The organism is Arthrobacter sp. Y3221159 (assembly GCF_059089885.1).
The window spans coordinates 59797-82176 of the sequence record NZ_JBNHFC010000002.1; the positions used below are offsets into that span (position 1 = coordinate 59797).

22 protein-coding genes and 2 pseudogenes are annotated in these 22380 nt (G+C 68.0%); 17 read left to right on the forward strand and 7 right to left on the reverse strand.

Annotated features, from left to right (window positions below):
* Positions 1 to 87 precede the first annotated feature (87 nt).
* From AC5RT3_RS02630 to AC5RT3_RS02690, 13 genes are all read left to right on the forward strand, one after another.
* Positions 88 to 1164 (forward strand): FecCD family ABC transporter permease, encoded by a 1077-nt coding sequence (locus AC5RT3_RS02630; RefSeq protein WP_494123423.1) that lies wholly within the window; start codon positions 88 to 90, stop codon positions 1162 to 1164.
* Positions 1161 to 2264 (forward strand): FecCD family ABC transporter permease, encoded by a 1104-nt coding sequence (locus AC5RT3_RS02635; RefSeq protein WP_494123424.1) that lies wholly within the window; start codon positions 1161 to 1163, stop codon positions 2262 to 2264. The genes AC5RT3_RS02630 and AC5RT3_RS02635 overlap by 4 nt, the downstream gene beginning before the upstream one ends.
* 2 nt (positions 2265 to 2266) lie before the next feature.
* Positions 2267 to 3082, forward strand: a complete 816-nt coding sequence (locus tag AC5RT3_RS02640) for an ABC transporter ATP-binding protein (protein WP_494123425.1) — start codon at positions 2267 to 2269, stop codon at positions 3080 to 3082.
* Between the two features lie 216 nt (positions 3083 to 3298).
* Complete coding sequence (locus tag AC5RT3_RS02645; protein WP_494009518.1) at positions 3299 to 3478, forward strand: hypothetical protein; 180 nt, start codon at positions 3299 to 3301, stop codon at positions 3476 to 3478.
* Between the two features lie 187 nt (positions 3479 to 3665).
* The gene (locus AC5RT3_RS02650) at positions 3666 to 3863 is read left to right on the forward strand and encodes a hypothetical protein (RefSeq protein WP_494123426.1); all 198 of its coding nucleotides are present in this window, start codon (positions 3666 to 3668) and stop codon (positions 3861 to 3863) included.
* Between the two features lie 127 nt (positions 3864 to 3990).
* On the forward strand, positions 3991 to 4935 hold the full coding sequence (locus AC5RT3_RS02655; protein WP_494123427.1) for a tetratricopeptide repeat protein: 945 nt from the start codon (positions 3991 to 3993) through the stop codon (positions 4933 to 4935).
* Between the two features lie 82 nt (positions 4936 to 5017).
* Entirely contained in the window at positions 5018 to 5863 is an 846-nt protein-coding gene (locus AC5RT3_RS02660; protein ID WP_494123558.1) for a CPBP family intramembrane glutamic endopeptidase, read from the forward strand.
* Positions 5864 to 5996: 133 nt separating this feature from the next.
* Positions 5997 to 7025 (forward strand): LacI family DNA-binding transcriptional regulator, encoded by a 1029-nt coding sequence (locus AC5RT3_RS02665; RefSeq protein ID WP_494102640.1) that lies wholly within the window; start codon positions 5997 to 5999, stop codon positions 7023 to 7025.
* Positions 7026 to 7063: 38 nt separating this feature from the next.
* Positions 7064 to 7753, forward strand: a complete 690-nt coding sequence (locus AC5RT3_RS02670; RefSeq protein WP_494123428.1) for a TetR/AcrR family transcriptional regulator — start codon at positions 7064 to 7066, stop codon at positions 7751 to 7753.
* Positions 7754 to 7874: 121 nt separating this feature from the next.
* Complete coding sequence (locus AC5RT3_RS02675) at positions 7875 to 8354, forward strand: carboxymuconolactone decarboxylase family protein (protein ID WP_494123429.1); 480 nt, start codon at positions 7875 to 7877, stop codon at positions 8352 to 8354.
* A 149-nt stretch (positions 8355 to 8503) separates the two neighbouring features.
* Positions 8504 to 9535, forward strand: coding sequence for a nitronate monooxygenase (locus AC5RT3_RS02680; RefSeq protein WP_494123430.1), 1032 nt, complete (start codon positions 8504 to 8506; stop codon positions 9533 to 9535).
* 126 nt (positions 9536 to 9661) lie between these two features.
* A complete protein-coding gene (locus tag AC5RT3_RS02685; protein WP_494123431.1) occupies positions 9662 to 11752 on the forward strand; it encodes a penicillin acylase family protein in 2091 nt (696 codons plus the stop codon).
* Entirely contained in the window at positions 11749 to 12345 is a 597-nt protein-coding gene (locus AC5RT3_RS02690; RefSeq protein WP_494123432.1) for a GNAT family N-acetyltransferase, read from the forward strand. The genes AC5RT3_RS02685 and AC5RT3_RS02690 overlap by 4 nt, the downstream gene beginning before the upstream one ends.
* A gap of 9 nt (positions 12346 to 12354) precedes the next feature.
* Here AC5RT3_RS02690 and AC5RT3_RS02695 read toward each other — a convergent pair whose 3' ends face one another.
* From AC5RT3_RS02695 to AC5RT3_RS02705, 3 genes and pseudogenes are all read right to left on the reverse strand, one after another.
* Entirely contained in the window at positions 12355 to 12534 is a 180-nt protein-coding gene (locus tag AC5RT3_RS02695) for a hypothetical protein (RefSeq protein ID WP_035753009.1), read from the reverse strand.
* Between the two features lie 53 nt (positions 12535 to 12587).
* A complete protein-coding gene (locus tag AC5RT3_RS02700; RefSeq protein WP_494009527.1) occupies positions 12588 to 13361 on the reverse strand; it encodes a hypothetical protein in 774 nt (257 codons plus the stop codon).
* A gap of 180 nt (positions 13362 to 13541) precedes the next feature.
* Positions 13542 to 14261, reverse strand: a pseudogene (locus tag AC5RT3_RS02705) (NAD(P)-dependent alcohol dehydrogenase); the annotation flags it as partial.
* A gap of 2 nt (positions 14262 to 14263) precedes the next feature.
* Here AC5RT3_RS02705 and AC5RT3_RS02710 point away from each other — a divergent pair.
* Positions 14264 to 14670 (forward strand): annotated as a pseudogene (locus AC5RT3_RS02710) (MmyB family transcriptional regulator); the annotation flags it as partial.
* Between the two features lie 12 nt (positions 14671 to 14682).
* On the opposite strand, the gene AC5RT3_RS02715 reads toward AC5RT3_RS02710, so the two are convergent.
* Positions 14683 to 15846 carry a PQQ-dependent sugar dehydrogenase gene (locus AC5RT3_RS02715; RefSeq protein ID WP_494123433.1) on the reverse strand — a complete coding sequence of 388 codons (1164 nt, stop codon included), beginning with the start codon at positions 15844 to 15846 and terminating at the stop codon, positions 14683 to 14685.
* Between the two features lie 317 nt (positions 15847 to 16163).
* Between AC5RT3_RS02715 and AC5RT3_RS02720 the strand changes: the two genes are divergently transcribed.
* A complete protein-coding gene (locus AC5RT3_RS02720; RefSeq protein WP_494123434.1) occupies positions 16164 to 17543 on the forward strand; it encodes an LLM class flavin-dependent oxidoreductase in 1380 nt (459 codons plus the stop codon).
* A 169-nt stretch (positions 17544 to 17712) separates the two neighbouring features.
* On the opposite strand, the gene AC5RT3_RS02725 is transcribed toward AC5RT3_RS02720, so the two are convergent.
* Both AC5RT3_RS02725 and AC5RT3_RS02730 read right to left on the reverse strand, forming a co-directional pair.
* Complete coding sequence (locus AC5RT3_RS02725) at positions 17713 to 18612, reverse strand: DUF817 domain-containing protein (protein ID WP_494123435.1); 900 nt, start codon at positions 18610 to 18612, stop codon at positions 17713 to 17715.
* Positions 18605 to 19423 carry an oxygenase MpaB family protein gene (locus AC5RT3_RS02730; protein ID WP_494123436.1) on the reverse strand — a complete coding sequence of 273 codons (819 nt, stop codon included), beginning with the start codon at positions 19421 to 19423 and terminating at the stop codon, positions 18605 to 18607. The genes AC5RT3_RS02725 and AC5RT3_RS02730 overlap by 8 nt, the downstream gene beginning before the upstream one ends.
* A 323-nt stretch (positions 19424 to 19746) precedes the next feature.
* Here AC5RT3_RS02730 and AC5RT3_RS02735 point away from each other — a divergent pair, with 323 nt between their 5' ends.
* Positions 19747 to 21069 (forward strand): HNH endonuclease, encoded by a 1323-nt coding sequence (locus AC5RT3_RS02735; RefSeq protein WP_494123559.1) that lies wholly within the window; start codon positions 19747 to 19749, stop codon positions 21067 to 21069.
* 115 nt (positions 21070 to 21184) lie between these two features.
* Complete coding sequence (locus AC5RT3_RS02740; RefSeq protein ID WP_494123437.1) at positions 21185 to 21607, forward strand: universal stress protein; 423 nt, start codon at positions 21185 to 21187, stop codon at positions 21605 to 21607.
* A gap of 129 nt (positions 21608 to 21736) precedes the next feature.
* On the opposite strand, the gene AC5RT3_RS02745 is transcribed toward AC5RT3_RS02740, so the two are convergent.
* Positions 21737 to 22375 (reverse strand): GOLPH3/VPS74 family protein, encoded by a 639-nt coding sequence (locus AC5RT3_RS02745; protein WP_494123438.1) that lies wholly within the window; start codon positions 22373 to 22375, stop codon positions 21737 to 21739.
* Positions 22376 to 22380 lie beyond the last annotated feature (5 nt).

Consider the following 22380-nt stretch of genomic DNA (forward strand, 5'->3'; position numbering starts at 1 on the left):
TAGGTAAGGCTTACCTGCGTCTGCCGTAGACTGTAGCAGCATTTGGAGGAATAGCTCACAAACCCGTGACGTAATAGAAAGTCCGATGTGAAAACGCTGAACTTTGAGCCGGGCCTCATGGTGGAACGGGCGCCGGCAGGACCCGTTGCGCCCGTTCCCCCGCCGCGGAAGGCTCCCCGGAACCGGGCAGCCTGGTTCCTGGCTTCGGTGCTGGCCCTGTTCCTGGCCAGCGTGCTCAGCATCTGCATCGGAGGGCAGCCCTCCTCGTTGCAGGAAGCCTGGCACGCCCTGTTCACTCCCACCGGCGACGTCATGGACGTGACCATCCGCGAACTGCGCTGGCCCCGCACCGTGCTGGGAATCTGCGCCGGTATCTGCCTCGGCCTGGCGGGAACCCTGGTCCAGGGCCACACCCGGAATCCCGTGGCGGACCCCGGCCTGCTGGGGATCAACCAGGGAGCCGCGCTGGCCATCGTGGCTGCCACCGCCCTTGCCGGTGACCTTCCCGCCCTGGCCCAGGCACTGCTGGCCTTCGCCGGTGCCCTCGCGGCCAGCGTCCTGGTGTTCATGATCGGCTCGGCGGCCCGCTACGGGGCCACCCCCGTGACGCTGGTGCTCGCCGGTGCCGCCGTCACTGCATTATGCTCCGGACTTGTGGCCGGAATCGTCCTGCTCAACGACCAGGCCCTGGACACCCTGCGGTTCTGGCAGGTGGGTTCCCTGGCCGGCAGGACCGGCGTCCTCGAGCTGGTGTGGCCGTTCATCGCTGCCGGAGTGCTGCTTGCCCTGCTCAACATCCGCGCCCTGAACGCGCTGGCGCTGGGAACGGACACCGCCGTCTCGCTCGGCATCCCGGTGCTGCGGGCACGCGCCGTGGGCATTGGCGCGGTTACCCTCCTTGCCGGTACTGCCGTGACCCTGGCAGGCCCCATCGCCTTCGCCGGACTCCTGGTTCCACACCTCACCCGTACCATCACCGGCCCGGACTACCGCTGGCTGGTGCCGGTTTCGCTCTTCACCGGGGCCACCGTGGTGCTGCTCGCTGACACGGCGGGACGCCTGATCGCCAGGCCCGGCGAACTCTCGGTCGCGGTAGTCCTTGCCGTGGTGGGCGCACCCTTCTTCATCTACCTGGCCCGGCGTAAGAGGCTGCAGACGCTATGACCGTCCTCCAGAAGGCACAGCCCCGAAAAAATTCTCCTGGCCCCACAGGCATCAGGGCGCTGCGGGCAGGCCCCGTTTCCCTCCGCTTCAACGTCCGCGTGCTGTTGGTGGTGGTCCTGCTGGTCCTGGCAACGGTGGCCGCCATGGCGCTGCACGTCGCCTTCGGCGGCACACCCATGGCCTACCCGGACGTCCTCCGGGCCCTGCTGGGCGACGACTCCAACACCCGGATCCACCTGGCAGTAACGGAGTTCCGCGCACCGCGGATGGTGGCCGCCGTTGTAGTCGGAGCCTGCCTGGCTGCCGCCGGCGCCATCACGCAGACGGTTGCGCGCAACCCGCTGGCAAGCCCGGACCTGCTGGGAGTAACGGCCGGCGCCTCGCTGGGGGCAGTGGCCGTGCTGGTCATCGCGGGCGGGGGCCACGCGGGCCTGAGCGGGCTGGCCGCGACGGTGGGCATGCCCGCCGCCGCGTTCGCCGCAGGCATTGTCAGCGGGGTCGCCGTCTACCTGCTCTCCTACCGGCGCGGGCTGGACAGCTACCGGCTGGTGCTGGCCGGCCTGGGCATCTCCGGCCTGGCAGCCAGCCTCACTACGTGGATCCTCACCCTGGGCGACGTGACAAGCGCCGCCCAGGCGCTCACGTGGATGATGGGCTCGCTCAACGGAAAGGACTGGGAAACCGTCCAGCCCATGGCGCTCAGTGCTGCGGTGCTGCTCCTGGCTGCGATGCTAAGCGGCCGGTGGCTGCTGCTCACCAGCCTGGGTGAGGACACCGCCGTCGGGCTCGGTGTCCGGATCGGCGCGGTCCGCCTGGTAGTCCTGGCCCTCGCCGTCCTGCTCGCGTCGGTGGCGACCGTGACGGCGGGACCCGTGGTGTTTGTTGCCCTGGCAAGCCCCCGGATTGCCCGGGCACTGACATCCACCGTGATTCCCTCGGTGGGAGTGTCCGCCCTGGTGGGCGCCATCTTCGTGCTGCTGGCGGACACCCTGTCCGCCAATGCCCTCGCCGCCCCGCTTCCGGTGGGCGTGGCCACCGCCGTGGTGGGGGCACCGTTCCTGATCTACCTGATCCTCAAATACCAGCGGAGGCTGAGTTGAACATGTCCACCCGGCAACAGGGCCTCCGTGCCCGGGACCTCAGTCTCGGCTACGACGGCGCAGACATCATCAGCGGCCTCACCCTCGACGTCCCCGACGCCCGGGTCACCTCCATCATCGGCCCCAACGGCTGCGGCAAGTCCACCTTGCTGAGGGGCCTCGGCAGGCTGCTGAACCCCCGGTCGGGCAACGTACTGCTGGACGGCATCCCGCTCCGGGAACACTCCACCCGGCACATCGCCACCCGCATCAGCGTGCTGCCACAGGCCCCCATTGCGCCGTCTGGACTGACGGTGGCCGACCTCGTCTCCCGGGGCAGGCACCCGCGGCAGAAGTGGTACCAGCAGTTTTCCGCTGCCGACGAACGGGTAGTGGAGGCTGCCCTGGAGGCCACCGACATCCTGGGACTGGCGGATTCACCGCTTGAGGACCTTTCGGGCGGACAGCGGCAACGGGCCTGGATTTCCATGACACTGGCGCAGGAAACGGGGATCCTGCTGCTGGACGAGCCCACCACGTACCTGGATCTGGCCCACCAGGTGGATGTGCTGGAACTGGTCCGCCGGCTGAACCGCGAGCACCACCGGACCATCGTGATGGTGCTCCACGACATCTCGCTGGCTGCCCGCTACTCGGACCACATCATCGCCATGAAGGACGGCGCCATTGTGGCGCAGGGCAGCCCGTCGGAGGTCATCACCCCCGAGTGCCTGCTGGAGGTTTTCGGCCTGGACGCCCATGTGGTGGCCGAACCCACCGAAGGCCGTCCGCACGTCATCCCGCTGGGAACGGTGGGGGCGGCGCCCGTCCATACGTGATGAGATTCACTTGCAATAAACGGCGATTTGGTTGAGAGCACCCTTTCGGTTTCGGCACCATGGAAGGGCAGGGCAGGAGGTGTTTCCGGCCCTTACCCATCCTGGTGACGCAATGAGGCGCGCCGGCATGCCCAGCGGGCGGCCGAACGCCACACGGCGCGAGCAGGCCGACTTTCCGGCTTTACCCGCCGGACCAATGCAAGGAAGTACTGAACAATGACGTTTGAAACTGCCGAATCCGTGACCCTCAAAATCTGGGACCGCTCCGCCGTCCACGCCACGTTGGACACGCTTGTGGAGGACCTCTCCGCCCGCCACAACACTGACAAGGGCAGCATCGCCGTGACCTGCAGCGGCCCCAACACCTTTACCCTCAGCCTGAATCCCGCCCTTTAGCCGCAGCCGGGCGGGCTTTCCCGCCTTCCGGTGTGCTTGCTCACATAACCCCCGTTCCTGTTGCCAATCATCCAGGGGCCCTGCCACTGGAACATGGGAATGCGCTTTCCCAAATGATTGTCCTCGCCGACGAGGACACGGCCGGACATGATCAGGCCGTCAGACCGCAATAAATGGAAGTTGAATAATGACGTTCGATGCCACTGACACCGTGACCCTGAAGATCTGGGACAAAGCCTCCCTCCACAACACCCTGGACTCCGCGATCAGCGACCTTTCGGCACGGCACAACACCACCACATGCCGGGTTGCGGTGACCTGCAGCGGCCCCAACACCTTCACGCTCAGCGTGCGCGGCGAGGACAACGCCCTGGTGGGCGCCTAAGCGGCAACCCGCTTCGAAGGCAAAGCGTACGACGCCGGCCCCGCCCGCCGTCGTACGCTTTGCCTTAATCCGGACAGGGGGCCGGAAGGCCATGGTGCGCACCCGGCGGCCCCTGCATACTGGACGGGTGACGGTTCGCAAATGGCAGGGCCATGGGGAGCAGCGTGGGCCCCGGGATGTGTGGTCCGACTGGACAGCCGCGGACGACGCCGGCGAAACCGACAAGGCAAGGGCGCTGGCGGGCGAAATGCTGCGCCTCGCGCCGGACTCTTTCCACGCCTGGTTCCATGCCGGGCTGCTGTCGAAGGCGCTGGGCAAATGGGCTGAAAGCCTGGAACGCAACGCCCGGGCCGTTGAGCTCTTCACGCCCGTGGAGGCGGCGGACTTCGACGGCGTCAACCCCGCAGCCTGGAACCTGGGAATCGCCTCCACGGCCTTGGGGGACTGGGCAACCGCCCGCCGGGCCTGGGCTGCCTACGGCATCAAGGGCATGGGAACCGGCTACGATCCCATCGACTCCAATTTCGGCCTGGCGCCGGTCCGGCTGAATCCGGACCAGCCAAGCCTTCCCCACCAGGTGCTGCCCTCCGCCGGCGCCACTGAAGTGGTCTGGTGCTGGCGCAGGAGCCCCGCCCACGCCGTCATCGCGAGTGTCCCGCTGCCCGAATCCGGGCACCGGTTCAGGGACGTCGTCCTGCACGACGGCGAACCGAAGGGGTTCCGCAGGCTGGGCGGGCAGGACGTGGCGGTATTCGACCAGCTCCTGCGGCTGGAGGACTCGGGCCTGCCCACGTGGCAGGCCCAGGTGGCCGGGGCAACACCGGACGACCTCCAGGAACTCTCCGATCTCCTGGAGCAGCACGGCATGGGCGCCGATGACTGGTCCGGGATGCGCCTCCTGTGCTCGGAATGCTCCCATGGAACTCCCGACGACGGGCACCACCACGTGCCGGCATCGTCCGACGCGACGCGGCTGGGGCTGGCCGGCGCCGAATCCCGGCTCAGCCCGGTACTTGACGCCTGGCTGGACTCCCGGCCCACCGTGGACTTGGAGCTGACGCTGCTGTGGTGAACCGCCGCACCTCGTCCCGCGCCCGGCCGGCAAGTAGAATTTTGAGCATCCACCGGAAGCGCCACTGAAGCATAGGGACGTGATGAGGCAGCAATCACAGGCGCAAGCCGATCTCCAGGGCGCGGAAACAGGAAAGCCCGCCCGCACTACACTGGCGGTGGTCCCATCGGCCCTCGTCTCGGTGTCGGGCTTCCTGCTGTTCGCCCGGGAGGACCGGCTCTTCGGCTTCCTCCTCCTGGCCGCCGCACTGGTCCTCGCCGGCATCATCAGCCGGCGGCTCCTGATCGACCTGGCGCTGATCGCCGTGGGGCTGACCGCCATGAGCCTGGTGCCCATCACCACGGATATCAGCACCGAACATATGGCGGTCATGGGAACCGCAATGATCCTGGCGGTGGGCATCCCCTACGCCGTCTCCCGGTTCATCACCAAGGACCATGCCATCCGGTTCCCCGTCAGGACCGGACAGCCGTGGACGCGCGCGGAGAAGTGGTACCTGCCCGCCGTCCTGCTGATCGGGTACGCGCTGATGCCCGTGTACATGATCCGCACCGGCGTCTACAACAACTGGCCGGCCGTCAGCGACGTGGATGGCATCGCCCGGCTGTTCCTGGGCACCAATGTGCTGGGGATCTGGGATGAACTGTTCTTCATCTGCACCGCTTTTACCCTGCTGCGGCGGCACCTCCCCGACTGGCAGGCCAACCTGCTCCAGGCCGTCCTTTTCACGTCCTTCCTTTGGGAGCTCGGCTTCCACGCCTGGGCGCCGTTCTTCATCTTCCCGTTCGCGCTGCTCCAGGCCCGGCTCTTCACGGTGACAAAGTCCCTCTCCTACATCGTGAGTGTGCACCTGCTGTTCGACTTCGTGCTGTTCCTCGTGCTGATCCACGCCCACAACCGGGAATGGATCGACATCTTCCTCTACTGAACCCGCCCCTGGCCTGGCTCCGGCAGTCCGGCTCCGGCCAGAGCTCCGGCCAGGGTTCAGCCGGGAGGGTTTAGGCTGGGAGCCGGATCCCTCCCGCCTGCGCGGGAACGGCATGTGAAGGGACGCCACGAAGATGGTGCAGGAAACAGTTGGCGCGGGACGATCCAAGGCGCCCACTATTTACGACGTCGCGGCGCTGGCCGGCGTCTCCCACCAGACCGTCTCGCGCTACTTGAGGGACAGGAACGCGCTGAAGCCGAGCACGCTGGAGCGCGTTGAAAAGGCCCTGGCGGAGTTAAACTACACCCCCAATCTCGCTGCCCGTTCGCTCCGGTCCCGCGAACTGTACCGCGTGGTTGTGGTAGTGCCCGAAGCGTCCCTGTACTTCCCGGGCCGAATGCTCAACGGTGCAGCCGCGGCCGCGCATTCCGCGGGCTACCGGGTGGACGTGGTGGCCATGGAGGGGACTGCAGACGCCCGCGGACGGCAGCTGGACGCGCTACTGGCCGCCGAGGATATTGCGGGGATCCTGTCCTTCGTCCCCTGGCCGGGACCGGCCGGAAACCGGCAGCCGCCCAAGGTTCCGCTGGTGGTAGCCGGGGAATACGACAACAGGATGCGGGCGCTGGGCAGCCTCGCGGACGGGACACCTGCGGCGAGGATCGTGGAGCACCTGGCCTCGCTGGGCCACCGGGACTTTTTCCACGTTGCGGGACCCGCCGGGTGGCCGTCGGCCCGCAACCGCAGGGCTGCGTACGAGGAAACCGTCCAGGCCCTCGGGCTCACCTCGCACGGAATCGAAGCGACTGACTGGTCCGCAGCCTCCGGCTACAAGGCGGGGCTCAAGGTTGCGGCCATCCGGGACGTCACGGCGGTGGTGGCGGCCAACGACCAGGTGGCCATCGGGGTTATCCGCGCACTGCATGACCAGGACATCCCGGTACCGGACCAGGTCAGCGTTTTCGGCTGGGATGACACACCGGAATCAAAGTTCCACATCCCGTCCCTGTCCACGGTCCACATGGACCTTGAGGCGCTCGGAACCCGCAGCATGACGGAACTGATCGCACGCCTCCGCGGCGGGCAGCCGGCGTCGGAAGCCCCGCCGCTCCCGTCCATGGAACTTGTCATCCGGGAATCGACCGGACCGGTCCGCAGCTGACCTTGGGGACAAAGGCACGACGACGGCGGGAGGGCCCCATGGGTACCATGCAAGGAACAGCCGGCGAACCCCGGCAAGGACGCCGCGGGGTATCCGCCGCGGCACGCCGGGCCGCTGACCCTGCGCGGCCGGCCGCCGGCTCCCGCGAATCGGAAATCCGCCTCCGCGTCCTGGCGGCCACCAGCGGCCTGATCGACCGGCTCAGCTACGACGACGTCACTATCGACGCGGTAGCGAGGGCCTCCGGCGTCAGCAGATCCACCCTGTACCGCCACTGGCCGTCCCGGCAGGTTCTGGTGCTGGAGGCATTTACCTTCAAGACCAATCTGCTGACCCACGTGGAGGAAACCGGGGATGTCCGGCAGGACCTGTACGCCTACCTGGTGGCGCTGACCAAGTGCCTGGATGAGGGAGAAACTGCGTCCACCGTGGCCAACCTGCTTGCCGAAGCCATCAGGAGCACGGAGTTCGCAAGCTTGTACCGCCAGACACTGCTCCGGGACCGCCGGGACGGTTTCCTGGCCGTCCTGGAGCGCGGGCGGACCCGCGGGCAGGTCCGCCCGGATGTGGACCTGGGCACGGTGGTGGACGCCGTGTACGGCGCGGTCTACCACCGCCTGGTGGGCACCGGGGACCCGATCGATCCTGCCTTCCTTCGCCAGCTGACAGGCCTCGCCGTGCGCAGCTGCGCCACCGCCGCCTACCTGCAGCAGCCCTGCTCCGGGTGATGCGGAATGGGACGTTCAGTGCCACTTCGTTCCATTCCGTGGCCCCTGGTATCCGGACCGAACCATAGTTGAACAGGCGCCGGAACTGGCGCTTCACCGACTTGGCAGAAGGACCGGAACCATGACCATCACCACCACCGCGGCACGGACAAACGTCGGCAGCAGGCATCCTCGGCTGTACAGCACCCTGGCCACGCTGGCACAGGAATCGGACCGGGCGGCGCTCGCGGAAGGCATCTCCCCGCTGCTCCTGGAACTGGTGAAGATCCGGGTGTCCCAGATCAACGGCTGCGCCTACTGCCTGCGGATCCACACTGCGGACGCCCTGGCCAAGGGCGAGGACCCGGAGCGGCTGAGTGTCCTGCCGGCTTGGCGGGAAACGCGGTACTTCGACGACCAGGAACAGGCTGCACTTGCCCTGGCCGAGTACATCACCCGGATCGAAGAGTCCCACTCCAAGGTGGGCCAGTATGAAAGCGCCGTAGCGGTCCTGACGCCGGGGCAGGTGTCAGCCATCACCTGGGTGGCCATGGTCATCAACACCTTCAACCGCATGGCCATCAGCGGCTCCTACAAGGTGGCACCCCGCGGCCAGCACTGACAGGACTAGGGCGTTTCCCCCAGTGCCAGAAGGCTTCCGGGTGTTTTGGGGTGCTGCCGTTACCGCCATCCTGGGTATCGTGGGACTCCTCAAGCAGCTTGGCATACAGGCGGCGTCCACCGGAGTCGCCAAGGCACCACAAGGAATCCATGAGTAACCAGCCCATGTCCCGATTCGATCCCGCTTCCCTGCCGGTTCCCGTCATCCAGGCGCCCATGGCCGGCGGACCGTCCACGCCGCGGCTGGCGGCCGCGGTGAGCGAAGCCGGCGGACTGGGTTTCCTGGCCGCGGGCTACAAGACGGCGGATGCCACGCGGGCGGATATTGCGACCACCCGCAGCCTCACGGGCAGGCCATTCGGCGTCAACCTGTTCGTTCCCCAGCCCCCGTTCAGCAACCCCGATGCGCTGCGCGCATATGCCGAGGCCCTGGCGCCCGACGCGGAGCGCTTCGGCATCCGGCTGGGGGATCCCCGGCACGACGATGACGACTGGGACAACAAGGTGGACGTCCTGCTGGAGCTGGCGCCCGCCGTCGTCTCCTTCACCTTCGACCTGCCGGACAGCGCTGTCATCGAGGCGTTTCAGCAGAGGGGGATCGCCGTCGTCGCCACCACCGTCACCTCGCGCGCTGAAGCCCTGCAGGCGCTCGACGCCCGCGTGGACGCGCTCGCCGTGCAGGGGCCGGAAGCGGGAGGCCACCGCGGCACCTTCGATCCCGCCGCCGATGAAACACAGCCCCTGCACACCCTGCTGGGCGGGCTTGCGGACCTTCCGCTGCCACTGATCGCCGCCGGGGGGATTGCCACCGCAGCGGATGTCCGCGCGGCCCTGGCCCTGGGTGCGGCAGCAGTCCAGGCGGGCACGGCGTTCCTGTGCGCGGACGAGGCCGGGACCAAGGCCGCACACCGGACGGCGCTGGCTTCCGGGAGCTTCACCGCCACCGCCGTGACCCGGTCCTTTTCCGGCAGGAATGCCCGCGGCCTCACAAACGAATTCATGCGCCGGCATGACGCTGAGGCACCCTATGGCTACCCGGAGATCCACCACCTGACCACTGCCCTGCGCGCAGCGGCCGCCGCGGCCGGGGATCCGGACTGGCTGAACCTCTGGGCGGGCACCGGGTTCCGGCACGCCGAGGAAGGACCCGCCGCCTCAATCCTGGCCGCGCTCACGCCTTAGGCTGCGGGGCCGTTTGTTGCGCCGCGGGTTTTGGGGATGGCCCGCCCGCCACCGTACCCTTACTTAGGTTTGGCTTACCTAAGAGAAGGAAAAGACCTGTGCCCACCACTGCCCCAAGTCCACACCATGGCCGCTGAGACATTCCGCGACCCGTGGGGCATCCCCCACCTGCGTGCCGGGTCGGCCACGGAGCTTGCGTTCCTGCAGGGTGAGAACGCTGCAACCGACCGCTCCTGGCAGATCGAGATGGAGCGCTGGCGCTCGGAGGGCAGGACAGCGGAACACCTGGGGCCGGACGGCGTCGTATGGGACCGGTTTGCCCGGCAGGCGCGGATCGATGACACCGCCCGCCGCTGCTTCCACAACCTGGATCCGGCCACGCAGCAGTGGTGCGGGGCCTACGTGGATGGCGTGAACCACGCCCTGGAAGCGGGCCGGCGGGATGCGCGGGAGTTCGGGGACACGGCGACGGCGCCTGCCCGCTGGGAGCCGTGGACTCCGCTCGGCGTTTTCCTGGTCCACCACATCCTGTTCAGCACCTTTCCCAACAAGCTGTGGCGGGACCACGTGGCCCGGACCCTTGGCCCGGAAGCCGTGGAGCTTTTCAGCATCGAGGCCCCGGTCTGGGCGGGCAGCAACGCCTGGGCCGCCGCGGGAGGCCTGACCGGCTCCGGCGCACCGCTCCTCGCCGGCGACCCGCACCGGCTCTTGGAACTTCCCGGCGTCTACCAGCAGGTGCGGCTTGCCTGCCCGGAGTTCGACGTTGTTGGGCTGGCTTTTCCCGGCGTACCCGGCCTGCCGCACTTCGGCCACACGGGGACGGCGGCGTGGGCCGTCACCAATGCCATGGCCGACTACCAGGACCTTTACCGTGAACAGCTAAGGCGGGACGGCGACACCCTCCAGGCACTCGGCCCGGACGGCTGGGAGCCGGTGGTTGCCGACCACCAGGAGAAGATCCTGGTCCGCGGCGCCGCCACGGAGACGGTGGACGTGATTGAAACAGCCCGCGGCCCCGTCATCTCGGGCGGGCCCGACGGCGGTGCGCTGAGCCTGCGGGCACCGTCGCGGGCCGCTTGGTGGCTGGGTTTCGAGGCCCTCCTGCCGCTGCTGCGGAGCCGCAGCGCCGCGGAGATTGAGGCTGCCCTGGAGGCCTGGGTGGAGCCGGTCAACTGCGTGCTGGCCGCCGATGCCGGCGGTGACGTCAGGCAGCTGGTGGCGGGCAAGGTTCCGGTGCGGAACCCGGCGAACCGGGTCCGTCCCGTCCCTGCCCAGTCGCCGCAGCACCGGTGGACGGGCCAATGGGTGGATCTGCCGGTGTCACGGGTGGAGACACTGGCGGTGAACGCCAATGACCGTGAGTCCGGCGGCGGCAGCCTGACCGGGCTGGAGTTCGCCCCCGCCCACCGGGCACGCCGGATCCGCCAGCTGCTGGAAGAAGCCGGGGACAACCTGGACGCGGAGGACATGCAGCGGATCCACATGGACTGCCGGCTGGGGGCCTGGCCTGCGCTGCGTGCCCTGCTGGCGGAACTGGGCGGGGAGAATGGGGTCCGCCTCTCCGCCCCTGCCGGGGACCTGCGGGACCGGCTGCTGGGATGGGACGGAGACATGCATGCCGCGAGCACGGACGCCGGAGCTTTCGCGGCCTGGCGCTCGGCACTTGTGGCCGCGCTGGCCGGCGCTCCCCTGCTGGCACCGCTCGCGGCCCCCGCCGGGCACTCGGCCCTGTTCGCACCCTGGCTGAACCCGGTGTCCCGGGTTGGCTTCGCATTGGAAACCATCATTGCCAAGGGCGCCGGGCACGGCCTGGACGTGGCAGCCGCGGCGGGCCGGGCGCTGGAGGCGGCGGCAGCATCGCCGTCGTCCGCTGCCTGGGGCGAAAGCCACACGGTCCTGCCGCTGCACTCGCTGTCGGATTTCCCGGGCGCGTGCGCCGCCGCGCCCGCCGTGCCGGCCACCGCCCTGTCCGGGGACACCAGCTGCGTGCTGTGCACGGAAAGCCTGCCGGGCGTGACGGATGCGTCCTTCCGCGGACCCGTGGCCCGCTACGTCTGGGACCTCTCCGATCGTGCGAAGAGCCGGTGGATCGTGCCGTTCGGCGCGTCCGGACAACCCGATGACCCGAACTTCCTCAGCCAGCTGCCGCTCTGGGCCGCCGGCGAACTCATCCCCGTCACCACCGACTGGGACCAGCTCACCAAGGAGACCCCATGACAAGCATCGAGTCCGGACTTCCGCACACAACCCGGGACGCCGTCTACGAGGAGGACCTCCCGGGCCTGGGCCGCCTCCGGCTGCTCCGCCTGGCACCTGAACAGGACGCAGACCTGGTGCACAGCTGGGTGCGGGAGGAACGCGCCCGGTTCTGGGGCATGAACGGCTGGAGCCGGGACGAGGTCCGGGACGTCTACGCGTTCCTGGACAGCCTGGACACGCACCACGGATTCCTGATGACCGTTGCCGGCGAGCCCGCCGGCGTCTTCCAGACGTACGAGCCGCTGCACGATCCCGTGGGCGAGGTGTATCCGGCCGGTGCCGGGGATGCCGGCATCCACCTGCTGCTGGCCCCGGCTGCGCGCCCGGTCCCGAACTTCACGGCCACCCTGCTGACCGGGCTGGTGCGGTTCGTGCTCTCGGATCCGGCGAAGGACCGTGTGGTGGCCGAGCCTGATGCGCGGAACGCCAAAGCCATTCGCCGTTTCACCAGCTTCGGCTTCGAAGCCGGGCCCAAGGTCCGGCTGCCCGAAAAGGAAGCGCAGCTGGTGTTCCTGGGCCGGGAAGCATTCGAGTTCCGGGCTGCGGAGTAGGGGCGGACCCTACTCCTCGCCGGTGTCCTGGGCTTCCAGGTACTTTGCCATGGCTTCGCAGGCCTGGTTCCAGCGCGCGTTGAGCGCGTGCCTGTTCAACGGCGAGAACATGCCGTCGAGTACTTTTTCCACTGCGTCATATGCGGCGTCCCGGACTCTTTCCTGCGCCGCCGGGGTGTAGTAGTTCATGGCAGTAATTCGTTGTGGCTGCGGGAACGGATGGCGGGATTCCTGCGGGTTTTCTAGCCCACCGGCCGGAGCGAGGTGATCATCCTGCGGATGTTCTGGTACTCGGTGGTATCCATGTACCTGCGGGCCTGTTCCAGGTAGGGAAGGGACTCGGCGCCCGGGGTCCTGTTGTTCTCCGGGTTGTAGAACGCACCGAACATGGCGGCGGTGGGCGGCCAGGTGAAGAAGTGGAACATGGGGCAGGCCAGGTCACCGGTGGGGGCGGGAACGGAAACGATGCCGTAGGCGGCGGCCGGCGTGTCAGCGGGACCGGGCGTTGCGGCGTTGCCCCGGGTTTCGTAGATGAACCGTGGCACCTCACCGTCCTGCGCAAGGGCCGGCAGCTCCTGCGACTCCAGGACCTCATAGGGGTACTTCTCCAGGCAGGTGGAGCCCGTGGCCATGTTGGTCCGCAGCGTTGCCATAGGCCTGCCGGCCTCGTTGGTCACCTCCGCGAAGGCACCGCCGCCCTCGGGAAGTTCCCCGGCGGGATCGCGCACGCTCCACGTGGCGGGGAGGTCGAACGCCAACTGGCCGTCCGCCGTCGTAAAGGTCTTCAGGGACCCCCTCGTGGCGGTGGTGGCGGGCGCGGGACTTGCGGCCGTTGCGGTTGCGGTTTCGGTGACGGGAGCCGTGGCCGCCGGTGACGACGCCGCCGAGGGAGTTGGGGAGGCGGACGCTGCCGTTGTGGTGGGCGACGACGCCGGGGGTCCTGCCTGCGGGCCGCATCCGGCCACCGCCGCACCGACCAGGATCAACGCGGGAAGCAACCCGCCGGACCTTTTCATCACACCCTCCGGGGCTTGGAAAACTGGTCCTTCAATTGTGGAACTGGAGCTGGAATCCGGACCCCCGAGCGGGCTGATTGCCGCAGAACCGTTGCGGGGCATAACAAAAGGACTTAGCGCCCCACGCACGACTGCGGGCCGGCACCTTCCGGGGCCGGCCCGCCGTTACGCGGTTCCCGGCTACAGCGTGGCGGTGTCGATCACGAAGCGGTAGCGGACGTCAGAGGCAAGGACACGTTCGTATGCATCATTGATCTTCTCTGCCGGGATGACCTCGACGTCGGCGCCGATGCCGTGCTCGGCGCAGAAGTTGAGCATCTCCTGGGTCTCGGGGATGCCGCCGATCATCGATCCTGCGAAGGACCGGCGGCCGCCGATCAGCGCGAAAGCGTTGACGGGGAGCGGCTCCGCGGGGGCACCTACGTTGACCAGTGCGCCGTCGAGCGTCAGCAGCTGCAGGTAGGCGCTGATGTCGATGGACGCGCTGACCGTGTTGATGATCAGGTCAAAACTGCCGGCCAGCTGCTCGAAGGTGCCGGGATCGCTGGTGGCGAAGTAGCTGGTTGCACCCAGGCGCAGGCCGTCCTCCTGCTTCTTCAGGGACTGGGACAGGACGGTGACCTCGGCGCCCATGGCTGCGGCGAGCTTGACGGCCATGTGGCCCAGCCCGCCAAGGCCCACCACGGCCACCTTCTTGCCGGGGCCGGCACCCCAGCGGTGCAGCGGCGAGTAGGTGGTGATGCCGGCGCACAGCAGGGGGGCTGCGACGTCCAGCTCCAGGCCGTCCGGAATTCTCACCACAAAGTGGTCGGTGACCACGACGTGGGTGGAGTAGCCGCCCTGGGTGATGGTGCCGTCGCGGTCCTCCGCGCCGTAGGTGCCCACCATGCCCTTCAGGCAGGAACCACTCCCGCTTCATCTTCCTGGACCGACGGTCCCGTGATTTTTACACGGACTGGGAGCGGGCAGCCAACACCAACGTTGCCATCCTCCGCCGCGAGGCGGGCCGGAACCCGCACGACAAGGGCATCGCCGAACTGGTTGGTGAGCTGTCCATGCGCAGCCAGGAATTCCGGACGCTGTGGGCTGCGCACAACGTCCGCCGCCATTACGCCGGAACCAAGTTCTTCCAGCATCCCGTGGTGGGACTCCTGGAACTGAATTACCAGGTGCTGGGCCTTGAGGAGGACCCCGGGCACTCCCTCACCGTGTACCCGGCAGCCCCTCCGACGAGGCGCTCAAGCTGCTCGCCTCCTGGGCCGCCACCGAGAAGATCGTGGAACTGGCGCAGGCCGGCGCGCGAAGCTGACGGGGTGCCGGCTCACCCGTCCGCCAGGTCGACGGCGAGGATCCGGTCATCCCCGGGTTGGGGGTCGCCACGGCCGTCGGTGTTGTTGGTCAGGAACCACAGCCGGCCGTCCGGCGCCACCGTTGCGTCCCGGATCCTGCCGTATTCGCGGCTGAAATGCTCCGTGGACGTGCCGGGATCCAAGACGGGGACCGACCGTAGGACCTGGCCGCGCAGGTTGGCCACGAACAAGGTGCCGCCGGCGTGGGCCATGCCGCTGGGGCTTGCGGCACCGGGCCGCCACTGCTGGACCGGATCCACGAAGCCTTCCCGGCCAGCGATTCCCTCAACCGTGGGCCACCCGTAGTTGGCGCCGGGCGTGATGATGTTCAATTCGTCCCAGGTGTTCTGGCCGAATTCCGTGGCGAACATGGTTCCATCGTCCGCCCAGGCCATGCCCTGCGGGTTCCGGTGGCCATAGCTGTAGACCAGCGAACCGGGGAAGGGATTGTCCGCCGGAACGTCGCCGTCGGGCGTCATCCTCAGGATCTTGCCGGCAAGGGAGCCGCGGTCCTGGGCGCTGTCACGCTGGCTCGCATCGCCCGCCGTCACGTACAGCATGCCGTCGGGGCCGAAGGCGATCCGGCCGCCGTCGTGGATGCTCGCCGACGGGATGCGGTCAAGGAGCGTGTCCGGCCGGCCCAGCGTGAGGGACCCCGGTTCGCCGCTGACCGGGAAGCGCTGGACCCGGTTGCCGTCCGCCGCCGTCGAATACACGTAAAGGTCGCCCTGGCTGCCCACGGCAAGGCCCAGCAGGCCGGACTCGCCGCGGGCCGCCACCCCCTCCACCGTTCCGATGGACCGCGAGGAGCCGTCCGGGCGGAGTTCAAGGATCTGCCCGCTGTTCCGCTCGCTGACCAGCGGCGTCCCGTTCCGGAAGACCACCGACCAGGGAGCGTTAAGGTCCGCCGCCACCTGCTGCGGGGCGCCGGCGATGGTGGCGGCCGCTGTGGGAGCTTCGGTGGCGGGACTGAAGGAAGCCGGAGCGGACGGCGGTGCGGCGGAGGTCTCGGGGGCAGGCGTGCTTACCGGTGCAGGGGACGTGGTTCCCGGCGGAGGCGCCGGGGCGGCGGTGCACCCGGCCAGCAAAATTCCTGCGCCAAAGACGGCAGCCGCAGCAGGGACCCCGTGACGCATGCGCTTCTCCCATCGACCCATATCCAACCCTTCCAGCCCACATTAACCCCCGTTGCGGATCATGGCGCCGCGTTGCCTGGTTTGAACCGGGAATGCCGCAATAAGTAGCGCCGTTTCCTCCTGTTTCACGGTGCTGGCCAAGGCCGCAACGGCCGTGTTTAGGTGTTTGAACACCCGGCGCGTCGGGCACAATCGTCCGACGCCGGCACTCACCTTCATCCCTTTTCGCGCCTTCCCGCGCCGTTCCTCCGGGCCGGCGTCCGGCGTCGTACACGCCTCCCACTGACCCCTCTTCCCACTTCCGAAGGAGTAGCCGCATGGCTTCCCAGAACCCGTCCCCGCAGCGCCGGCTGCACCTCAACGCCTTCCTCATGAGCACCGGGCACCACGAGGCCTCGTGGCGGCTCCCGGAGAGCGATCCCCATGCCGGCAGCCGCGTGGAGCACTACCAGCAGCTGGCCCGCACCGCCGAACGGGGCAAGCTGGACTCCATCTTCTTCGCCGACTCCCCCGTCCTGTTCGGCGAGGTGGGACGCCGGCCGGCCGGCAAGCTGGAACCCACCGTCCTGCTCACCGCCATCGCCGGCGCCACGGAGCGGATCGGACTCATCGCCACCGCCTCCACCACCTACAATGAGCCGTTCAACCTGGCCCGCCGGTTCGCCTCCGTGGACTGGGTCAGCGGTGGCCGCGCCGGCTGGAACGTGGTGACCACAGCCGGCCCGGACGCCGCCCGGAACTTCGGCGTGGAGGACCAGCCCGCCCACGCCGTACGGTACGAGCGGGCCGCCGAGTTCATCGAGGTGGCCCGGAAACTCTGGGACAGCTGGCAGGATGACGCCATACTCGCGGACAAGGCCGACGGTGTGTGGGGCGACGCCGAAAAGATCCGCACCATTGACCATGAGGGCCGGCACTTTAGGGTCCGCGGCCCGCTCAACCTACCCCGCTCCCCGCAGGGGCACCCGCTGATCGTCCAGGCGGGTTCATCCGAGGACGGCAAGGACCTGGCCGCCCGGTACGCGGATGCGGTGTTCACCGCCCACCAGACCCTCGCCGACGCGCAGGAGTTCTACCGGGACCTTAAGGCCCGCACAGCCGCTGTTGGCCGGGACCCGGAAAGCATCAAGATCTTGCCCGGCATCGTGCCTGTGATCGGCGAGACGGAGAAGGAGGCCCTGGAGCTCGAGCTCGAACTGGACCGGCTGATCGAGCCCGAGTACGCCCGGATCCAGCTGGCCAAGACCCTCCGCGTCAACCCCGAGGACCTGCCGCTGGACCGCCAGCTGCCCGCCGACCTGCCCAGTGAGGATGAGATCGAGGGCGCCAAGAGCCGCTACACCCTGATTGTGCAGCTGGCCCGCCGCGAGCAGCTCACGGTGCGGCAGCTGATCGGCCGGCTGGGCGGCGGCCGCGGGCACCGCACCTTCGCCGGCACCCCGGTGCAGGTGGCGGACGCCATCCAGGAATGGTTCGACGGCGGGGCGGCCGACGGCTTCAACATCATGCCGCCGGTGCTGCCCTCCGGGCTGGACGCCTTCGTGGGCCGGGTGGTGCCCATCCTCCAGGAGCGCGGGCTGTTCCGCACCGAATACACCGGCCGTACGCTTCGCGAGCACTACGGCCTGGCACGGCCCGGGAACCAGTACGCCGACGCCGCGGCTGCGCAGCTGGCCTCAATCGGTGCGGCATTCTGAAACCCCACAGTAAGACGCCGCCCCAGTGCGCCGGGTGATGGTCGCGGAGGTCCGACGCCGGGGCCTTCTTGCTGCTGATGACGGATGTAGTGGGGTCCATAGCCTTCATCAAACCCCGGGGCCAAAGTTCCAGCGAGGGCCCTGCTGAAACGGGTTACGGCAGTGCCCCTTACTGCCGCACCTTTGCTGCCGCCGGGACTTCCCGCCGTCGTCCGTCTTCGTCCTCCGGCGGTTGGGGTTTGTAGACCCAGGCCACCAGCACCACCGAGATGATCATCAGCAGGAACCACGCCACGAGCTTTTCCAGCCCCACAGGGTGCCAGCCGGCCAGCTGGCTCGGGTACAGCCAGGCTCCGGACCAGGTGGCGATGTTCTCCGCGATCCAGATGAACAGCGCCACCAGCAGGAACGCGGCCACCAGCGGCATGCGGAACTGCCTGCGGAACACCCGGAAGTGCATCACGCACCGCCCATAAATGATGACGACGGCGGCCAGCAGCAGCCAGCGTAGGTCCCAGATGTAGTGGTGGGTGAAGAAATTCGCGTAGATGGCCGCGCCCAGGACCGCTGTGATCCAGCGCCGGGGGTACGCCGCGAAACGGAGGTCGAACAGCCGGTAGACCCGGACCATGTAGGAACCCACAGCGGCGTACATGAAGCCGCTGAACAGGGGCACCGCGCCGATGCGCAGGAATCCCTCGGCCTCGTAGGACCAGGAGCCGGCGTCGGTCTTGAACAGCTCCATCACGGTACCCACGATGTGGAACAGGATGATCACCCGCAGTTCGCGGAGTGTCTCCAGCTTGAACAGCACCATGAGGACCTGGATGGCGACGGCGGCGAGGGTCAGGAAATCATTCCGGGCCAGGGCCGCGGTGTCGGGGTACCAGACCCGTGCGGCCATCAGGACGGCGAGGAGCGTGGCACCGAAGATGCATGCCCAGCCCTGCTTGAGGCCGAACACCGCAAACTCGGTGAGTTTCGCTCTATAGCCGCCGGTAGGGGCGGTGGCCAGGAAGCGGCGGGCGCGTTCATCGATCCGCTGCTCAACTGAAGTGGAACTACGCACTGGCTCCCTGACGCTGTATGGGCTGGCGGTTCTTGCGAAGGTCTTTATCGAGTTCGGCCAGGCAGTAGTCCTTGAACCAGTGCCTGATTCGCCGCGGAAGCCGGGGATACACCACGGCCAGGACCTTCATGGTGCGGTCGAACCGGCGCTGCCGGCGCTCATTCCACGGCAGGCCGAAGTCTTCACGGAGTTGCTCCGGCAGGAGCCCGGCGGTGAGGAACCTGGCGGACGGAATGATGGCGCGGTACCAGAGTGCTGTGTGCTTGGGATAGAGAAGCCCGCGGCCCACCCGCAGGCCGCCGGCCTCCGCCCGCAGCGTGGAAATACGCCCGTTCCAGTAGCGGCGGAAGGCGTCCCGGTCTGCCGGCCATAGCTCCCGGGGCAGCTGCAGGGCCGTCCCGATCCGTGCGTAGTCCTGGTACATCGCATCGGCTGATTCGTCGTCGAGCGGGCCGTAGATCTTCTCGATGATGGTCACCGCGGTGTCATAGAGCGTGGCAACCACCCAGAGCTGGAGTTCCGGATCGTAGGCGTTGTAGCCAGGCGATGCCTCGGAATCGGCTTTGCGGACGGGCACGTGGGCGAGGTTCACCCTGCGCCGGACCTCTTTCACCTGCTCTTCGGTGCCGTAGACGATGGCGTAGACATAGGTCAGTGTGCCCTTGAGCCTGTTGACCGGGCGGCCGACAAACGAGCTGTGCTCGTCCACGCCGCGCCCCACGGCGGGGTCTGCAAGCTGCAGCAGCAGCGCCCTTCCCGCCCCCGCGAGCAGGATGGTTTCTGCGCCGTAGTCGGCCATTCCTCGCACCATTTCAACAGGCTACCGGAGGGGGCATCAACGGACGATGCCGGATGCCCGGCATGTGGAAACCCACCTTGGTGTTTGGGGCTGCTGATTTCGCGGCATCGGTTGTAGCGTGGAGCTCCTCTAATCCCGTTGACCGCGGTTTTCCACATAGCGTTCTTGCCTGAACCGGATCGTCAGGCGTCGCTGGAAGACTCTATTCATGGAGGCGGTTGGGGCAGCGGCAGGGCCGAAGAACGGTACGGTGGCGGGGGCATTGTGGTGTCGCCGCGATCGCCGATGCCCTGGCGATCCTGGCTGCTGTGCCTGTCGCCTCTGATGGTGCGGGGATGATCGGGCAGTTGCGTCAGTTGGAGGATCTGAAGTCCCTGGCCGCCGCCCGGCAGGCCGAGATCGCTGTTGCCTTTGATGTGTACCAGCGGCGGGAGCAGGCCGCGGCCGGTGTCCCCGCCGAGGAGCGGGGCACGGGTGTTGCTGCCCAGATTGCGTTGGCACGCCGGGAATCCCCCGCCCGGGGCGGACGACTTCTTGGGATGGCGAAGGCGCTCACGGGGATGCCGCGGACGTTCACGGCGTTCAGGTCCGGGCAGCTGAACGAGTGGCGGACCACCCTGGTGGTGAAAGAGACAGCCTGCCTGACCACCGAGGACCGGGCAGCGGTCGATGAGGAACTCGCCGCCGATACCGGCACTTTCGACGGGGCCGGGGACCGCGCCATCACTAACGCCGTCCGCACCGCGGCCTACCGGCGTGACCCGCGTTCTGTTGCGAAGCGAGCAGCCCATGCTGTGACGGAGCGGACAGTGTCGTTGCGGCCGGCTCCGGACACCATGACGTACCTGACCGCGCTTCTGCCCGTCGCCCAGGGCGTGGCCGCCTACGCCGCGCTGGCCCGGGACGCCGATGCTGCCCGGTCGGCGGGGGAGGCACGGACCCGCGGGCAGGTCATGGCTGACACCCTGGTTGAACGGGTCACCGGCACCCGGGGCGGGATCACCGGCATCGAGCTCCAGGTCGTCATGACCGACCGGGCCCTGTTCCAGGGCGACAGCGAACCGGCCAGGATCCCCGGCTACGGCATCATCCCCGCCGAAACCGCCCGCAGCCTCCTCCTCGACGCAAGGAAAGCTGGCAGGGCGAACGCGGCTGCAGCCGACACCGAAACCAGCACCAGCACCGGCACCGGCACCGGAGCGCATGACAGGCAAGACCTGGCCCTCTGGGTCCGTCGGCTTTTCACCGCACCCGGAGCGGGAGAACTGGTCGCGATGGACTTACGGGCCAGGCTCTTCCCGGCAGGGCTCAAACGCGTCCTCCAGGTCCGGGATGACACCTGCCGCACACCGTACTGCGACGCGCCCATCCGCCACCACGACCACATCACCGCTTGGCACAACGGCGGAACCACCACCGCGAAGAATGGCCAAGGGCTCTGCGAAGCCTGCAACCACACCAAAGAAGCCCTAGGCTGGACAGCAAAACCGCTACTGACACCGGGCCTCCGGCACACAGTCCAAACCCGGACACCCACCGGGCATCTCTACCGATCAACGGCACCCCCGCTCCCCGGGACTCCATGGCGCGCTGCAGGTGCATCCTCCAGCCGGCAACGCAAAATTGCGCCCTTATTTGAACCAAGCGGAGGGCCCTGACTAACCTGCAGGGGGCAGGCCAGGCCTCCGTGGTCCGTTGATTGCAGTGCGTCCTCTAGTAAGGTCGGGCACGGGGAAGGACGCCAGGAACACCAACGAGCAAAGGGGCAACATCATGAGTGGAGTAGTGGTTGTAGGGGTGGATGCCAGCGCGTCCGCGAGGAAAGCAGCGGAAATGGCCCTAGATCTGGCCGAATCGCTGAAAGCCTCGCTGCACGTGGTGACCGCCTTCGATGTCGACAAGGCTGAGACATTCGGCGCCGGGTCCGACCAGGTCCGGATCTCGAAGGCAGACAGCGCCGAAATCGTGGCACAGGAACTGTCCAGGTCCCGTCCGGGCATGCAGGTGACCCACTTCGCGGCCCGGGGCAAGCCCGCAGACGCCCTGATCAAGGAAGCCATGCGCCTGGACGCGAAGCTGATCGTGGTGGGCAACCGGAGGATGCGCGGCATCGGCCGGCTCCTGGGCAGCGTGGCCAACAGCGTGGCGCACAACGCCCCGTGCGACGTCTACATCGCCAACACCTACGAAGATTAGGCTCGCCACCAAATCACAGGACCCCGCATCACAAAGGAAGCTTAGAGGCGGACGGCCGCGGAACTTTTCCGCCGCCGTCCGCCTCTGCCGTTGTTTCGTCTCTGCCCTTGTGGCGAGCCCCGGCCATCCCTAGCTTGCGGCTTCCGCCTCCACCACCCTGATCATGCGGATTTCCTCAGCAACCGCATGCGAGGGCCAATGGTCGGCCGCCAGCTCCCTGGCCCGGCTGCGATCGGCGTCCAGGAACAGCCTGTCCAGGAGTCCCGTCACTGACGCCAGAGCAGTCAGGGCATTGGTCCGGGCATCGGCCCCGCCGCCGCGCAGGGCCTCCTCGATCTGCTTAAGGAGGGCCGCTTCCGGGGCGTGGTCCTTCTCCGGGTACCGCGTGGTGCGAAACAAGCCAAGGTGCTTTTCGCCCACGTGGTCCACGATGCCGCGCACCGCCATTCCCTCGTAGATCCGGTGCACCACGGCACGGCTCTCCAGGATGGACACCCAGCGCTTGGGCGTGTGCGGCCGCGCCTTATGGCGGATCAGTTCCAGCTGCTCGTGGTAGTCGGACTCCACGTCGACGCCGGTGGCCCAGACGTGTTTGCCCCGCAGCTCAATGGCGCCGAGCAGATCAAGCTCAGCCAAAATCGCCCCCGCCACACCGGCCTGGAGGACGGGCTGCGGCACCTCGGGCTCACCGTCGGTGTCGTTGGTAGCCAAGAGAAGGAATGCCTGGGGAAGGCTCAGGTCCCAGTCCTTCGGAGTTTGAGCATCCATATGTC

Excerpts from the sequence above, each read along its gene's own strand:
- AC5RT3_RS02735 (WP_494123559.1), top strand. The coding sequence starts at position 19,747 with ATGATCGGGCAGTTGCGTCAGTTGGAGGATCTGAAGTCCCTGGCCGCC.
- AC5RT3_RS02665 (WP_494102640.1), top strand. The coding sequence starts at position 5,997 with ATGGTGCAGGAAACAGTTGGCGCGGGACGATCCAAGGCGCCCACTATT.
- AC5RT3_RS02745 (WP_494123438.1), bottom strand. The coding sequence starts at position 22,375 with ATGGATGCTCAAACTCCGAAGGACTGGGACCTGAGCCTTCCCCAGGCA.
- AC5RT3_RS02700 (WP_494009527.1), bottom strand. The coding sequence starts at position 13,361 with ATGAAAAGGTCCGGCGGGTTGCTTCCCGCGTTGATCCTGGTCGGTGCG.
- AC5RT3_RS02740 (WP_494123437.1), top strand. The coding sequence starts at position 21,185 with ATGAGTGGAGTAGTGGTTGTAGGGGTGGATGCCAGCGCGTCCGCGAGG.
- AC5RT3_RS02680 (WP_494123430.1), top strand. The coding sequence starts at position 8,504 with ATGAGTAACCAGCCCATGTCCCGATTCGATCCCGCTTCCCTGCCGGTT.
- AC5RT3_RS02675 (WP_494123429.1), top strand. The coding sequence starts at position 7,875 with ATGACCATCACCACCACCGCGGCACGGACAAACGTCGGCAGCAGGCAT.
- AC5RT3_RS02685 (WP_494123431.1), top strand. The coding sequence starts at position 9,662 with ATGGCCGCTGAGACATTCCGCGACCCGTGGGGCATCCCCCACCTGCGT.
- AC5RT3_RS02670 (WP_494123428.1), top strand. The coding sequence starts at position 7,064 with ATGGGTACCATGCAAGGAACAGCCGGCGAACCCCGGCAAGGACGCCGC.
- AC5RT3_RS02715 (WP_494123433.1), bottom strand. The coding sequence starts at position 15,846 with ATGCGTCACGGGGTCCCTGCTGCGGCTGCCGTCTTTGGCGCAGGAATT.
- AC5RT3_RS02660 (WP_494123558.1), top strand. The coding sequence starts at position 5,018 with ATGAGGCAGCAATCACAGGCGCAAGCCGATCTCCAGGGCGCGGAAACA.
- AC5RT3_RS02635 (WP_494123424.1), top strand. The coding sequence starts at position 1,161 with ATGACCGTCCTCCAGAAGGCACAGCCCCGAAAAAATTCTCCTGGCCCC.
- AC5RT3_RS02650 (WP_494123426.1), top strand. The coding sequence starts at position 3,666 with ATGACGTTCGATGCCACTGACACCGTGACCCTGAAGATCTGGGACAAA.
- AC5RT3_RS02720 (WP_494123434.1), top strand. The coding sequence starts at position 16,164 with ATGGCTTCCCAGAACCCGTCCCCGCAGCGCCGGCTGCACCTCAACGCC.
- AC5RT3_RS02640 (WP_494123425.1), top strand. The coding sequence starts at position 2,267 with ATGTCCACCCGGCAACAGGGCCTCCGTGCCCGGGACCTCAGTCTCGGC.
- AC5RT3_RS02645 (WP_494009518.1), top strand. The coding sequence starts at position 3,299 with ATGACGTTTGAAACTGCCGAATCCGTGACCCTCAAAATCTGGGACCGC.
- AC5RT3_RS02730 (WP_494123436.1), bottom strand. The coding sequence starts at position 19,423 with ATGGTGCGAGGAATGGCCGACTACGGCGCAGAAACCATCCTGCTCGCG.
- AC5RT3_RS02695 (WP_035753009.1), bottom strand. The coding sequence starts at position 12,534 with ATGAACTACTACACCCCGGCGGCGCAGGAAAGAGTCCGGGACGCCGCA.
- AC5RT3_RS02690 (WP_494123432.1), top strand. The coding sequence starts at position 11,749 with ATGACAAGCATCGAGTCCGGACTTCCGCACACAACCCGGGACGCCGTC.